Source organism: Streptomyces sp. NBC_00358 (genome assembly GCF_036099295.1).
Taxonomy (GTDB): domain Bacteria; phylum Actinomycetota; class Actinomycetes; order Streptomycetales; family Streptomycetaceae; genus Streptomyces.
Window position 1 is genome coordinate 5,997,431 of record NZ_CP107976.1, and the last position, 13,285, is coordinate 6,010,715.

At 71.8% G+C, this 13,285-nt stretch carries 11 protein-coding genes; 7 read left to right on the forward strand and 4 right to left on the reverse strand.

What is annotated here, in order from left to right:
- Positions 1 to 91: 91 nt before the first annotated feature.
- Positions 92 to 331, reverse strand: a complete 240-nt coding sequence (locus OHT01_RS25535) for a heavy-metal-associated domain-containing protein (RefSeq protein WP_328555448.1) — start codon at positions 329 to 331, stop codon at positions 92 to 94.
- Between the two features lie 409 nt (positions 332 to 740).
- Positions 741 to 1,415, reverse strand: coding sequence for a TetR family transcriptional regulator (locus tag OHT01_RS25540; protein ID WP_328555449.1), 675 nt, complete (start codon positions 1,413 to 1,415; stop codon positions 741 to 743).
- Positions 1,416 to 1,580: 165 nt separating this feature from the next.
- Here OHT01_RS25540 and OHT01_RS25545 point away from each other — a divergent pair, with 165 nt between their 5' ends.
- Together OHT01_RS25545 and OHT01_RS25550 are read left to right on the forward strand one after the other, a co-directional pair.
- Positions 1,581 to 4,052 (forward strand): MMPL family transporter, encoded by a 2,472-nt coding sequence (locus tag OHT01_RS25545; protein WP_328555450.1) that lies wholly within the window; start codon positions 1,581 to 1,583, stop codon positions 4,050 to 4,052.
- 43 nt (positions 4,053 to 4,095) lie between these two features.
- Positions 4,096 to 5,139, forward strand: a complete 1,044-nt coding sequence (locus OHT01_RS25550; RefSeq protein ID WP_328555451.1) for a zinc-dependent alcohol dehydrogenase family protein — start codon at positions 4,096 to 4,098, stop codon at positions 5,137 to 5,139.
- A 100-nt stretch (positions 5,140 to 5,239) separates the two neighbouring features.
- Here the strand turns inward: OHT01_RS25550 and OHT01_RS25555 are convergent, their stop codons facing one another.
- Together OHT01_RS25555 and OHT01_RS25560 are read right to left on the reverse strand one after the other, a co-directional pair.
- On the reverse strand, positions 5,240 to 5,440 hold the full coding sequence (locus tag OHT01_RS25555) for a helix-turn-helix transcriptional regulator (RefSeq protein WP_328555452.1): 201 nt from the start codon (positions 5,438 to 5,440) through the stop codon (positions 5,240 to 5,242).
- A 383-nt stretch (positions 5,441 to 5,823) separates the two neighbouring features.
- Complete coding sequence (locus tag OHT01_RS25560; protein WP_328555453.1) at positions 5,824 to 6,801, reverse strand: sugar phosphate isomerase/epimerase family protein; 978 nt, start codon at positions 6,799 to 6,801, stop codon at positions 5,824 to 5,826.
- A 128-nt stretch (positions 6,802 to 6,929) separates the two neighbouring features.
- Between OHT01_RS25560 and iolC the strand changes: the two genes are divergently transcribed.
- Genes iolC through mmsA form a run of 5 tightly spaced genes read left to right on the forward strand, consistent with a single transcriptional unit; the run spans position 6,930 to position 13,065 of the window.
- Positions 6,930 to 7,880 carry a 5-dehydro-2-deoxygluconokinase gene (gene iolC / locus OHT01_RS25565; RefSeq protein ID WP_328555454.1) on the forward strand — a complete coding sequence of 317 codons (951 nt, stop codon included), beginning with the start codon at positions 6,930 to 6,932 and terminating at the stop codon, positions 7,878 to 7,880.
- Positions 7,877 to 8,818: a Cgl0159 family (beta/alpha)8-fold protein gene (locus OHT01_RS25570; RefSeq protein ID WP_328555455.1), complete on the forward strand. Its 942-nt coding sequence runs from the start codon at positions 7,877 to 7,879 to the stop codon at positions 8,816 to 8,818. The genes iolC and OHT01_RS25570 overlap by 4 nt, the downstream gene beginning before the upstream one ends.
- Before the next feature lie 7 nt (positions 8,819 to 8,825).
- A complete protein-coding gene (gene iolB / locus OHT01_RS25575; RefSeq protein WP_328555456.1) occupies positions 8,826 to 9,668 on the forward strand; it encodes a 5-deoxy-glucuronate isomerase in 843 nt (280 codons plus the stop codon).
- Entirely contained in the window at positions 9,665 to 11,548 is a 1,884-nt protein-coding gene (iolD, locus tag OHT01_RS25580) for a 3D-(3,5/4)-trihydroxycyclohexane-1,2-dione acylhydrolase (decyclizing) (RefSeq protein ID WP_328555457.1), read from the forward strand. The genes iolB and iolD overlap by 4 nt, the downstream gene beginning before the upstream one ends.
- A gap of 14 nt (positions 11,549 to 11,562) precedes the next feature.
- Positions 11,563 to 13,065, forward strand: coding sequence for a CoA-acylating methylmalonate-semialdehyde dehydrogenase (gene mmsA / locus OHT01_RS25585; protein WP_328555458.1), 1,503 nt, complete (start codon positions 11,563 to 11,565; stop codon positions 13,063 to 13,065).
- The last annotated feature ends 220 nt before the right edge of the window (positions 13,066 to 13,285 follow it).

Genomic DNA, 13,285 nt, shown 5'->3' on the forward strand with positions numbered 1-13,285 from the left:
TCCGGCTCCAGGAATGAGCCGGGCCGCGCGGAGCCGGTATCAGCCGGTCGGCACGGCCCGGTGCGGAGGAGAAGAGCTGCTGGGTTTCCGCTCAGGCCTGGCCGGCGAGCTCGAAGCCCGCCTCGTCCACGGCGGCGCGGACGGCGCTCTCGTCGAGCGCGGCCTCGGAGACGACGGTGATCTCGCCGGTCGAGGCGACGGCCTTCACCGAGCTCACGCCGGGGATCCGGGAGATCTCGCCGCTGACGGAGCCTTCACAGTGTCCGCAGCTCATGCCGCTCACCTGGTAGACGGTGGTGACGGAACCCGGGGTGCCGGTCTGGGCGGTCATGGCGTTACTCCTCGTCGAGGCGTCCGTTGCGTGCGTGTGCGGGAGGGATCCCCGGGAACCCAGGGTTCTCCCCGATGTTCACCAGACTATACCCCTAGGGGGTATTTATCCAAGCGGGACCACGGCGCGCCGCCGCGCGTGCTCAGGGCGTCGCGGCGAATCCGGTGAGGAGTGGGCCGCCCGGCGGGGGCGGCGCGAGGAGGTGGTTCCGCCCGGCGGCGCGCCGCGGCGGCCGACCCGGTACGGAGGCGGCGCTTCCGGCGGCCGGCGGTGATCCGGGGGTGCGGCGGGGTGCGGGGGTGATCCGGGGGTGCGGCGGCGGGGTTGGTGCGGTCCGGGGGCACGGGCCCGGGGTGCCCTCGCCGCTGACTCCGGCCCGAGTGCTGGTGTCGTCGCGGTACGGCGCGGCTCAGCGGCCCGCGGGCCGCCCGCCTTCGAGGAGCGGTTCCAGATAGCGGTGCATGACCGTCTTCAGCTCCGCGATGTAGGCGTCCCGTTCGGCGCCCTCATGGGACATGACCAGGGTGAGGCCGGCCTTGAAGAGGTGGAGCGTCATGTTCGCCGTGCGGGTGCGCTCGTCGGGCGGGAGGTCCGGCAGGCGGGTCGCGATCATCTCCTCGACGCGGGCGAGGAGGGTGCAGTGCACGGTGCCGATCTCCTCGATGATCGCTCCCGGGACGTCGGGGCCGTGCATCAGGACGGCGAAGGCCGGGTTCTCGACGTTGAACGCGATCAGCGGGTCGAGGACCGCGTCGAGCATGCGGTCCAGTGGGAGGCCGATGTTCTCCGGGGTGAGTGCCTGTCCGTGCGACCTGGCCCAGTGCTCCAGCAACTGGTCGCTGAGGCCGACCGCGATGGCCTCCTTGTTCGGGAAGAACTGGTAGAGCGTGCCGGGTGAGACGCCCGCCTCGCGGGCGATGGCGTTGGTGCTGGCGGCCGTGTAGCCGGACTGGCAGAACACCGAGGCCGCCGCCTCCAGGAGCTGGGCGATGCGGCGCTCACCGCGGGCCTGACGGCGGCGCGGCTTCTCTTCGGCGCGCTGCTGCCGCGTCGGCGACTCCTCGGTCTGCTGCTTCTCGGGCACGGGATATCCCCAGCTTCTCGGGACGCGATTGACAAACACGAGTGGTCGCTCGCATTCTTGAGAAACGCGAGCGCTGACTCGTGTTTGCCATTCTATGGCAATGGGCGATCCATGATGCCTGCACGGATGCGGGTCATCGGGTCACGGTGAAGGGGACACCGCATCATGTCCGAAGTCAACGGCGCGGACGCCGGACCCGGGGCGGGGCCCGACGAGGGCTCGGACGGGGGCGCGGGCGCGAGCCCGGGTGGGAGTACCGGCGTGGATACGGGTTCGGATACGGGCTCGGGCGCGGGTGCGGGCGCGAGCCCGGACGGGGACGCGCGGCTCGGCGGATGGACCCGGTTCGTGACCGCGCGGCCGCGGCTCTCGCTGCTCGTCGCCCTGCTGCTGACCGCGCTCGCCGTGGTCGCCGGCAGCGGGGTCGCGGACCGGCTGGGCAGCGGCGGCTGGGAGGACCCGACCGCCCAGTCGACGTACGCGACCAAGGCGCTGGAGCGGGAGTTCCCCGCCTCGCAGCCCAATCTGCTGCTTCTGCTCGACGCGGGCGGGGCCTCGGTCGACGACCCCTCGGTCGCCGCCGAGGCCAAGCGCATAGCCGCCCGTCTGGCCGCCGAGCACGGCGTCACGGGCGTCGGCTCCTACTGGCAGTCCGGATCGCCGGCGCTGAAGGCACGTGACGGCCACGAGGCGCTCATCGCCGCCCGGATCACCGGCGACGAGACCGCCGCGGCCGACACCCTGGACCGCCTCGCACCCTCCTACCGCGGGAAGAGCGGCCCCGTCGAGGTCGAGGTCGGCGGACCGGTCGCCGTGCGGCACGAGATGCAGACGACCATCAAGGAGGACCTGACCCGGGCCGAGATGATCGCCCTTCCGGTGACCCTCCTGCTGCTGGTCATGGTCTTCGGGAGCGCCGTCGCGGCCCTGCTCCCGCTCGGGGTCGGCATCATCGCGATCCTCGGCACCAACGCCGTACTGCGGGGACTGACCGAGGTCACGGACGTCTCGGTCTTCGCGATGAACCTGACGACGGCCCTCGGCCTCGGTCTCGCCATCGACTACGCCCTGTTCATCGTCCGCAGGTTCCGCGAGGAACTGGCCACCGGTGCCCCACCGCGCACCGCGGTCGGCACCACCCTGCGCACGGCGGGGCGCACGGTGCTCTTCTCCTCCCTCACGGTCGCCGTGTCCCTGGCCGCGATGCTGGTCTTCCCGCAGTACTTCCTGCGCTCCTTCGCCTACGCGGGCATCGCCGTCGTGCTGCTGGCCGCGGCCGCCGCCCTGATCCTGCTCCCCGCGGCGCTGATGCTCCTCGGCGACCGGGTCAACTCCCTCGATCTGCGGCGCCTGTTCCGGCGCGGAAGGCCGGAACAGGCCGACGGCGGGGCCCTCTGGGGGCGCATGGCCTCCCTCGTGATGCGCAGGGCGCCGCTCTTCGCCGTGGCCACCACGGCCGGCCTCATCGTCCTCGGACTGCCCTTCCTCGGCGTGAAGTTCGGCACGGCAGACGACCGGCAGCTGCCCTCGGGCGCGGAGTCGCACATCGTCCAGCAGCACATCCGCGACGGCTTCCCCGGCAGCCCCGGCGGCGCTCTGGAGGTCCTGGCCGAAGGCGCGGCCACGGAGACCCAGTACGCCGGCTACCGGGAGCGGATCGCCGCGCTGCCCGAGGTGCTGCGCGTGGACGGGCCCCTGGTGAAGGGCGACGCCGCGTACTTCTCGGTGCTGCCCAAGGGCGAGGCCGTGGACGAGGGCGCCCAGCGGCTGGTGGGTGAACTCCGGGCGGCGGACGCTCCGTTCGGCACCTCCGTGACCGGCACGGCGGCCGTCCTGGTCGACTCCAAGCACGCGATAGCCGACCGGCTCCCGTGGGCGGCCGCGTTCATCGCGATCGTCACGCTGCTCCTGGTGTTCCTGCTGACCGGCAGTGTGCTGATCCCGGTCCAGGCGGTGCTGCTCAACGCGCTGAGCCTGACGGCGATGTTCGGTGCCGTGGTCTGGGTCTTCCAGGACGGCCATCTCTCCGGCCTCCTCGACTTCACCAGTTCCGGTTCGATCGAGACGACCCTCCCGGTCCTGATGTTCTGCGTCGCCTTCGGCCTCTCCATGGACTACGGCGTCTTCCTTCTCTCGCGCATCAAGGAGGAGTACGACCACACCGGCGACCACCGGGAGGCGGTCCGTTTCGGGCTCCAGCGCACCGGTGGGCTGATCACCGCCGCCGCGGTCATCCTCGCGGTGGTGATGGTCGCCATCGGCACCTCCAGGGTCGCCAACACCAAGATGCTCGGACTGGGCGTGGCTCTCGCCGTGCTGATGGACGCGATGGTCGTCCGCAGCCTGCTGGTCCCGGCGGTCATGCGCCTGACCGGCCGGGCCACCTGGTGGGCGCCGGGACCGCTGCGACGCTTCCATGACCGTTTCGGACTCAGCGAGGGGGCCGCCCCGGCGGCGGCCGCGGGGACGGTCCCGGACGGGGCACCGGAACGGGACCTGACACCCGGGCAGGACCAGTCACGGGACCGGGCATCGGGGCCGGACCGGGCGCCGGACGCGGACGAGGTGCCGGGGCAGGACGCGGAGCCGGTGCCGGGGGAGGAGCCCGGCCGGGACAGGGCCGAGGTCCGCGGCTAGCGTTCGCGGCGGAAGCTGATCTCCGAGCGGAGGGCGGGAGCCGATGCGGGCAGTGGTGTTCGAGCGGTACGGGGAGCCGGCCGAGGTCCGGGACGTCGCGGACCCGGAGCCCGCGGAACACGGGGTGGTGGTGCGGGTCGAGGCCACCGGGCTGTGCCGGAGCGACTGGCACGGCTGGATGGGCCACGACCCGGACATCACGCTGCCGCACGTGCCGGGCCACGAACTCGCCGGGGTGATCGAGGCGGTGGGCGCCCGGGTGACCGGATGGCGACCGGGCGACCGGGTCACCGTCCCGTTCGTCTGCGCCTGCGGAAGCTGCCCGGCGTGCGCGGCGGGCGACCAGCAGGTGTGCGAGCGGCAGACCCAGCCGGGGTTCACGCACTGGGGCTCCTTCGCCCAGTACGTGGCGCTCGACCACGCCGAGGTCAACCTGATCGCGGTGCCGCCGGAGTTGTCCTTCGCGACGGCGGCCTCGCTGGGCTGCCGGTTCGCCACGGCGTTCCGCGCGGTGGTCGCGCAGGGGAGGGTGGCGGCGGGGGAGTGGGTCGCGGTGCACGGCTGCGGCGGGGTCGGCCTCTCGGCGGTGATGATCGCGGCGGCGTCCGGGGCCCGGGTCGTGGCCGTCGACGTGTCGCCCACGGCGCTGGACCTGGCACGGAGGTTCGGGGCGGCGGAGTGCGTGGACGCCTCCGTCGTGGCCGACCCGGCGCGGGCGGTCCGTGAGCTGACCGGCGGCGGCGCGCATCTGTCGCTGGACGCCCTCGGTTCACCCGCCACCTGCGCGGCCTCGGTCGACGGTCTGCGCCGGCGCGGCCGGCACGTCCAGGTCGGTCTGCTGCCCTCACCGGCCGGGACCACCCCGGTCCCGATGGCCCGGGTGATCGGTCTCGAACTCGAACTCCTCGGCAGCCACGGAATGGCGGCGCACGCCTACCCGGCCATGCTGGAGCTGGTCCGGGCCGGTGTCCTGCGCCCCGATCTCCTCGTGACGTCCACGATCACCCTGGACGCGGCGCCCGCCGCCCTGGCCGCCATGGGATCGGCGCCGGGGTCGGGGGTGACGGTCATCGAGCCGTGGGGGTGAGGGCCGTCCGGCCGTGGCGGGGGCCGGGTCCGCATGCGCGCGGGGGCCGGACGGCCCCGCGGTGCCCCACCCGGGTGGGGCACCGGTCGTCGGGATCGGGTCAGGCGTCTCTGCGGCCCCGGTTTCCCGGGCGGGCGGCGACCCAGGCACGGACCGTGTCGGCGTACCAGTAGGGCTTTCCGCCCTCGACGTGGTCGGGCGGCGGCAGCAGCCCGTGCTTGCGGTAGGACCGCACGGTGTCCGCCTGCACCTTGATGTGCGCGGCGATCTCCTTGTACGACCAGAGCCTGCGGTCGGTCATGAGTGGCACCTCCCTGCGCGCACCGCGGCGGCGGCCTGGGGCGGCCGTACGGGGGAGCCGGGCGCTGCGCTGGTGATCACAAAGCGTGTGCCCGGTGAACGACGCAGAGTGAGCACTGGGCAGTGGCTGTCGACCGGGTGTGACGCAAGACCCGCGTACACGCGACATGTGTGACACAGGGGTGTTTTTTGTGACACGAGTGACGCATTGGCCGCCGAGGGACGGGCGACCCGCCGAGCACTCGACGGATCCTCCGCCCACGGCCTCCACGGCCTCCACGGCCTCCACGGCCTCCACGGCCTCCACGGCCTCCACGGCCTCCACGGCCTCCACGGCCTCCACGGCCTCCACGGCCTCCACGGCCTCCACGGCCCCTGCGGTGCTCACGCCCCGCAGGACCTCAGGAACGCCCGGGTGCGCCGGGCGATCGGCAGCGGCTTGTCCGGCGGGCACGGGTACATGTCCTGCTCGACGATCGCGAACAGCTCGACGCCGAGGTTCTGGGCGGCGGCCAGGACGGGCTCCAGCGCCGGTACGCCGGACGGCGGTTCGCACATCACACCGCGTGCGACGGCGGGCCCGAACGGCACCTCCTCGGCGCGTACCCGGGCCAGTACCAGCGGGTCCACCTGCTTGAGGTGGAGATAGCCGATGCGTTCTCCGTACGTCTCGATGAGCTTGACGCTGTCGCCGCCGCAGTAGGCGTAGTGGCCCGTGTCCAGGCACAGCGACACCAGCGAGGAGTCGGTCGCGTCGAGGAACCGCGTGACGTTCTCCTCGCTGTCGATGTGCGTGTCGGCGTGCGGATGGACGACGATCCGCAGGCCGTAGCGCTCGCGCACCTCGTGGGCGAGCCGTTCGGTCTGGGCGGTCAGATGGCGCCACTGGGTCGGCGTCAGCCTGCTGTCCTCCAGCACCGCGCCGGTCTTGTCGTCGCGCCAGAAGGCCGGGATGACGACCAGATGCCCGGCGCCCATCGCCTGGGTGAGCGCCGCGATGTCCGAGACGTGCGCCCAGGTGGACTCCCACACGTCGGGACCCCGGTGCAGCCCGGTGAAGACGGTCCCGGCCGACACGCCGAGCCCGCGCCGCTCGGTCTCCTCCCGCAGGACGTCCGGGTCGGTGGGGAGGTAGCCGTACGGGCCGAGCTCGATCCACTCGTAGCCGGACCCGGAGACCTCGTCGAGGAAGCTCCGCCAGGGGACCTGCCGGGGGTCGTCGGGGAACCAGACGCCCCAGGAGTCGGGAGCCGAACCGATCCGGATGCGGGACAGTGAGGACGGAGGTGACGACCGCGGTGACGGCTTCGGCGAGGGCTCGGGCTGTGACCGCGGCGATGACTGAGGTGGCAACGACGTCATGGCCGCCAGCTTCGGACGGCCCCGGAGAGGTGTCAAGCGTCGTCCGAATGTCTGGACAAAACGTTGACAGGCTTCGCGCGCGGCACTAGACCTGGGGGCAGCCGCAGGGACCGCGGGAAGGGAACTCGATGGCGTACGAGCTGATCACCATGGGGCGGATCGGCGTGGACCTCTACCCCTTGCAGACGGGGGTCCCGCTGGCCAGGGTGACGTCCTTCGGCAAGTTCCTCGGCGGCTCGGCGACCAATGTCGCGGTGGCGGCCGCGCGGCTCGGACGGCGTACGGCCGTCATCACCCGGACGGGTGCGGACCCCTTCGGAACCTATCTGCGCGAGGCGCTGCGCGACTTCGGCGTCGACGACCGCTGGGTCACCGCGGTCCCCGGACTGCCGACCCCTGTCACCTTCTGCGAGATCTTCCCGCCGGACGACTTCCCGCTCTACTTCTACCGGCAGCCCAAGGCCCCCGACCTGGAGATCGAGGTCCAGGAACTCGACCTCGACGCCGTGCGCGAGGCCCGTGTCTTCTGGGCGACGGGTACGGGACTGTGCGCGGAGCCGAGCCGCACGGCCACCCTCGCCGCCCTGGCCCACCGGGCCCGGTCCGCCACGACGGTCTTCGACCTCGACTGGCGCCCCATGTTCTGGCACGACCCCGCCTCCGCGCGCCCCTTCTACAAGGAGGCCCTGCGCCGGGCCACCGTCGCCGTCGGCAACATCGACGAGGTCGAGATCGCCACCGGGGAACGCGAGCCGCACGCCGCCGCCGCCGCCCTCCTCGAAGCCGGGGTCGAACTCGCCGTGGTGAAGCAGGGCCCCAAGGGCGTCCTCGCCGTTCATCGCGACGGCACCACCGCCGAGGTCCCGCCCCTCCCGGTCGAGGTACTCAACGGCCTCGGCGCGGGAGACGCGTTCGGCGGCTCCCTCTGCCACGGACTGCTGGCCGGCTGGGACCTGGAGAAGACCATGCGCCACGCGAACGCGGCCGGCGCCATCGTCGCCTCCCGGCTGGAGTGCTCCTCCGCGATGCCCACCCGGCACGAGGTCGAACAGGCCCTCGCCGCCGGAGCGGTGCGATGAGGGCGGGCCATGTCGGCGGCGCCCGCCCCGAGCAGGGCGGCGACGCGCGCGCCCTGCCCCCTGTCGACGTCTCCGCCCTCGTCCGGATCCGGGCCCGTCACCCCGAGGCGATCGCGGAGGCCGCCGCGCGGCGGGTGCGCAGGCCGCTGCTCGAAGGCTCCGGGCGGCTGATGATCGTCGCCGCGGACCACCCGGCGCGCGGCATGCTGGCCGTCGGTGACCGGAAACTGGCCATGGCGGGGCGCGTCGATCTGCTGGAGCGGCTGTGCCTCGCGCTCTCCCGCCCCGGGGTCGACGGTGTGCTCGCCACCGCCGACGTACTCGACGACCTGCTGCTGCTGGGCGCCCTCGACGGCAAGGTGGTCATCGGGTCGATGAACCGCGGCGGCCTCGCGGGCTCCGCCTTCGAACTGGACGACCGGTTCACCGGGTACCGCCCGCAGGACATCGAGCGGCTCCGTTTCGACGCGGGCAAACTGCTGCTGCGCATCGACTACGACGATCCGGGCTCGCTGCGCACCCTGGAGTCCACCGCCCGGGCGATCGATGCCATGGCCGAGCGTCAACTCCCGCTCTTCGTCGAACCGTTCCTCTGCCGTCGCCGGGAGGACGGCACCCTGAGCAACGATCTGAGCGCCGAGGCCGTCACCAAGTCCATCGCCATAGCCGCTGGTCTGGGCGGCAGTTCGGCGTACACCTGGCTGAAGGTTCCGGTCACCGACAACCCCGACGACATGGCCCGTGTCATGGAGACCTCGACACTGCCGGCCGTGCTGCTCGGCGGCGATGTCGGCGAGGACCAGGAGGGCGCGTACGAGAAATGGCGCGGGGCGCTCCAACTCCCCACCGTGCAGGGCCTGGTGGTGGGCCGCTCGCTGCTCTACCCGGCGGACGGCGATGTGGCCGCGGCCGTGGACACCGCCGTAGGACTTCTGTGAGGGCCGCATGAGTCGTCCGAGCAACGCGCTGTACGTGCCCAAGGGCGCCGCCGCCGACGCCCACTACGCCCTCGACATCGACCCCGAACGGGCCGGCTGGACCCACAGCAGTCTGCGGATCGTGGAACTGGCCCCCGGCGGCACCCATACGTTCACCACTGGGGACAGTGAGTGGATCGTGCTCCCGCTCGGCGGCGGCTGCACCGTGCGCACCAAAGACGGTATGGAAGAGGAAGAGTTCCAACTCCTGGGCAGACGGAGTGTGTTCGACGGAGTCTCCGACTTCGCGTACGTTCCCCGTGAGGCCCGGGCCCAGATCGCCTCCGGCGCGGGAGGCCGCTTCGCCCTGGCAGGAGCGAAGTGCGAGCGCCGACTCCCCGCCCGCTACGGCCCCGCGCCGGAGGTTCCCGTCGAAGACCGCGGCAGCGGCAACTGCGCCCGCCAGGTGCGCAATTTCGCCGCCGCGGACGTCTTCGACTGCGACCGGCTCATCGCCGTCGAGGTGATCACCCCCGGCGGCAACTGGTCCTCGTATCCGCCCCACAAGCACGACGAACACCTGCCCGGTGTCGAGTCCAGGCTGGAGGAGATCTACTACTTCGAGATCGACGGCCCGAACGGTTTCGGCTATCAGCGCGTATTCCCTTCCCGTGAGGGCGGTTCGGACGTCCTCGCCGAGGTCCGCACCGGCGATGCCGTCCTCGTCCCCGATGGATGGCACGGTCCGTCCATCGCCCAGCCCGGTCACACCATGTACTACCTGAATGTCATGGCGGGACCGGGCGGGGACAGGGAGTGGCGGATCCGCTTCCACCCGGGACACGCAGAGAGCACAGGGGGATACCGATGACCTCGACGACGAGGCTGACGGTCGCGCAGGCACTGGTGCGGTTCCTGGCCGCGCAGTACACCGAACGGGACGGTGCGCGCCGCCGGCTGATCGGCGCCACCTGGGGCATCTTCGGCCACGGCAACGTCGCCGGTATCGGCCAGGCGCTCGTCGAGTACGCCGACGAGATGCCGTACCACCAGGGACGCAACGAACAGGCCATGGTGCACGCCGCGGTCGGCTACGCGCGTCAGTGCGGCCGGCTGTCGGCGCACGCCGTCACCACCTCCATCGGGCCCGGTGCCACCAACCTCGTCACCGGCGCCGCGCTCGCCACGATCAACCACCTCCCGGTGCTGCTCCTGCCCGGCGACGTCTTCGCGACGCGCCCGGCCGACCCGGTGCTCCAGCAGTTGGAGGTCCCCTTCGCCGGGGACGTGTCGGTCAACGACTGCCTGCGCCCGGTGTCGAAGTACTTCGACCGGATCACCCGCCCCGAGGCGCTGATCCCGGCCGCCCTCCAGGCGATGCGCGTGCTCACCGACCCCGTGGACACCGGCGCCGTCACGCTCGCACTGCCCCAGGACGTGCAGGCGGAGGCGTACGACTGGCCCGAGGAGTTCTTCGCCGAGCGGACCTGGGCCGTGCGGCGCCCGGCGGCCGACGCCGGGGAACTGGCCCGCGCCGTCGCGGCGGTCCGCGAGGCCAGGCGTCCGCTGATCGTCGCGGGCGGCGGCGTCCACCACAGCCGCGCCGAGGAGGCGCTCGCCGAACTCGCCTCCGCCACCCGTATCCCCGTCGCGTCCACCCAGGCGGGCAAGGGCTCGCTGCGCTGGGACCACCCCCAGGACGTCGGCGGCGTCGGCCACACCGGCACGGCGAACGCCGACGAGCTCGCCCGCACCGCCGACCTGGTGATCGGCGTCGGCACCCGCTACACCGACTTCACCACCGCCTCCGGCACCCTGTTCGAGGCGTCGGGTGTCCGCTTCCTCAACCTCAACATCGCTCCGTACGACGGCCACAAGCTCGCCGGGACACCGCTGATCGCCGACGCGCGCGCCGGTCTGGAGGCGCTCACCGAGGCGCTGCTGATGCACAAGCACCGCGCGGAGCCCGCGTACGTCACCGAGTACACGGACGACAAGGAGCGCTGGGAGTACCGCGTCGACGCGGCCTACGAGGCCGAGGACATCGACATCCGGCCCACCCAGCCGCAGGTCCTCGGCGTCCTGGACGAGCTGGTCACCGAGGACGACATCCTGATCAACGCGGCCGGCTCGCTCCCCGGTGACCTGCACAAACTGTGGCGGGCGCGGTCGCGGGACCAGTACCACGTCGAGTACGGCTACTCGTGCATGGGCTACGAGATCCCGGCCGCGATCGGGGTGCGGATGGCGGCCCCGGACCGGCCCGTGTGGGCGCTGGTCGGTGACGGCACCTATCTGATGATGCCGACCGAGATCGTCACCGCCGTCCAGGAGGGCGTCGCGATCAAGGTGATCATCCTCCAGAATCACGGGTACGCATCGATCGGCGGCCTCTCGGAGTCCGTGGGCGGCGAGCGGTACGGCACGGCGTACCGCTACCGCGCCGAGGACCGCAGGTACACGGGGGCGCCGCTGCCGGTTGACCTCGCGGCCAACGCGGCCAGCCTGGGCATGCGGGTCCTACGCGCGAAGACCGTGCGTGACCTGCGGGCGGCCCTGGCCGAGGCGCGCGAGGCGGACACTCCCACTTGTGTCTACGTGGAGACCGAAACGGCAGACACAGTGTCGGGCGCGCCTCCGGCCCAAGCCTGGTGGGATGTACCTGTGGCCGAGACCGCGACCCGATCGTCGGCGGTCGAGGCACGTGAGGAGTACGACCGGCACGTCGCCGCCCGACGCCGCCATCTGTGAAGGAGTGCATGGCCATGACGAAGACCGTCGACCACTGGATCGCCGGCAAGACCGTCGAGGGTGCGTCGGGTACGTACGGGCCGGTCACCGACCCGGCGACCGGCGCCGTGACCACGAAGGTCGCGTTCGCGAGCGTCGAGGAGGTCGACGCCGCGGTCGCCGCCGCGAAGGACGCCTACGCGACCTGGGGTCAGTCCTCGCTGGCCAGGCGGTCCACGATCCTGTTCAAGTTCCGCGCGCTGCTCGACGCCAACCGGGACGCGATCGCCGAGCTGATCACCGCCGAGCACGGCAAGGTCCACTCGGACGCGCTCGGCGAGGTCGCGCGCGGTCTGGAGATCGTCGACCTGGCCTGCGGGATCACCGTGCAGCTCAAGGGCGAGCTGTCGACCGAGGTGGCCTCCAAGGTCGACGTGGCGTCGATCCGGCAGCCGCTCGGTGTCGTCGCGGGCATCACGCCGTTCAACTTCCCGGCCATGGTGCCGATGTGGATGTTCCCGCTCGCCATCGCGTGCGGCAACACCTTCGTCCTCAAGCCGTCCGAGAAGGACCCGTCGGCCGCCATGAAGCTCGCCGAGCTGCTGGCCGAGGCCGGTCTGCCCGACGGTGTCTTCAACGTCGTGCACGGTGACAAGGTCGCCGTCGACCGTCTCCTGGAGCACCCGGACGTCAAGGCGGTGTCCTTCGTCGGCTCGACGCCGATCGCCCGCTACATCCACACCACCGCCGCCGCGAACCACAAGCGGGTCCAGGCCCTGGGCGGCGCCAAGAACCACATGCTGGTCCTGCCGGACGCCGACCTGGACGCGGCCGCCGACGCCGCCGTCTCCGCCGCGTACGGCTCGGCCGGCGAGCGCTGCATGGCGATCTCCGCGGTCGTGGCGGTCGGCTCCATCGGCGACGAGCTGGTGGCCAAGATCCGCGAGCGCGCCGAGAAGATCAAGATCGGCCCCGGCAACGACCCGGCCTCCGAGATGGGCCCGCTCATCACGGCCGTCCACCGCGACAAGGTGGCGTCGTACGTGAAGGGTGCCGCCGACCAGGGCTCCGAGGTCGTCCTCGACGGCACGGGCTACACGGTCGACGGGTACGAGGACGGCCACTGGATCGGCCTCTCGCTGCTGGACCGCGTGCCGGTGACGGCGGACGCGTACAAGGACGAGATCTTCGGCCCGGTGCTGTGCGTGCTGCGCGTGGACACCTACGACGAGGGTGTGGCGCTGATCAACGCGTCCCCCTTCGGCAACGGCACCGCGATCTTCACCCGGGACGGCGGCGCCGCCCGCCGCTTCCAGCTGGAGATCGAGGCGGGCATGGTCGGCGTGAACGTGCCGATCCCGGTGCCGGTGGGCTACCACTCCTTCGGCGGCTGGAAGGACTCCCTCTTCGGGGACCACCACATCTACGGCAACGACGGTACGCACTTCTATACCCGGGGCAAGGTCGTCACGACCCGCTGGCCGGACCCGTCGGAGGCGCCCTCGGGCGTCGACCTGGGCTTCCCGCGCAACCACTGAGGCCCTTCGGAACCACCCCGTGAAGCCGTCCGCTATGCGGACGGCTTCACGTTTTTTTGACGCCCGCACAACGATTCCCGTTCATCGGGATGAACCGGGTGACGCAGGTTACAGACCATCGTGACCTTCGAAATCATGGTCACATTCCACATGGCCCTGATGATTGCAACACGATGGCGTTGCTGCCTACGAAAGTTATGTGACGTGCGTCGCTTCATGA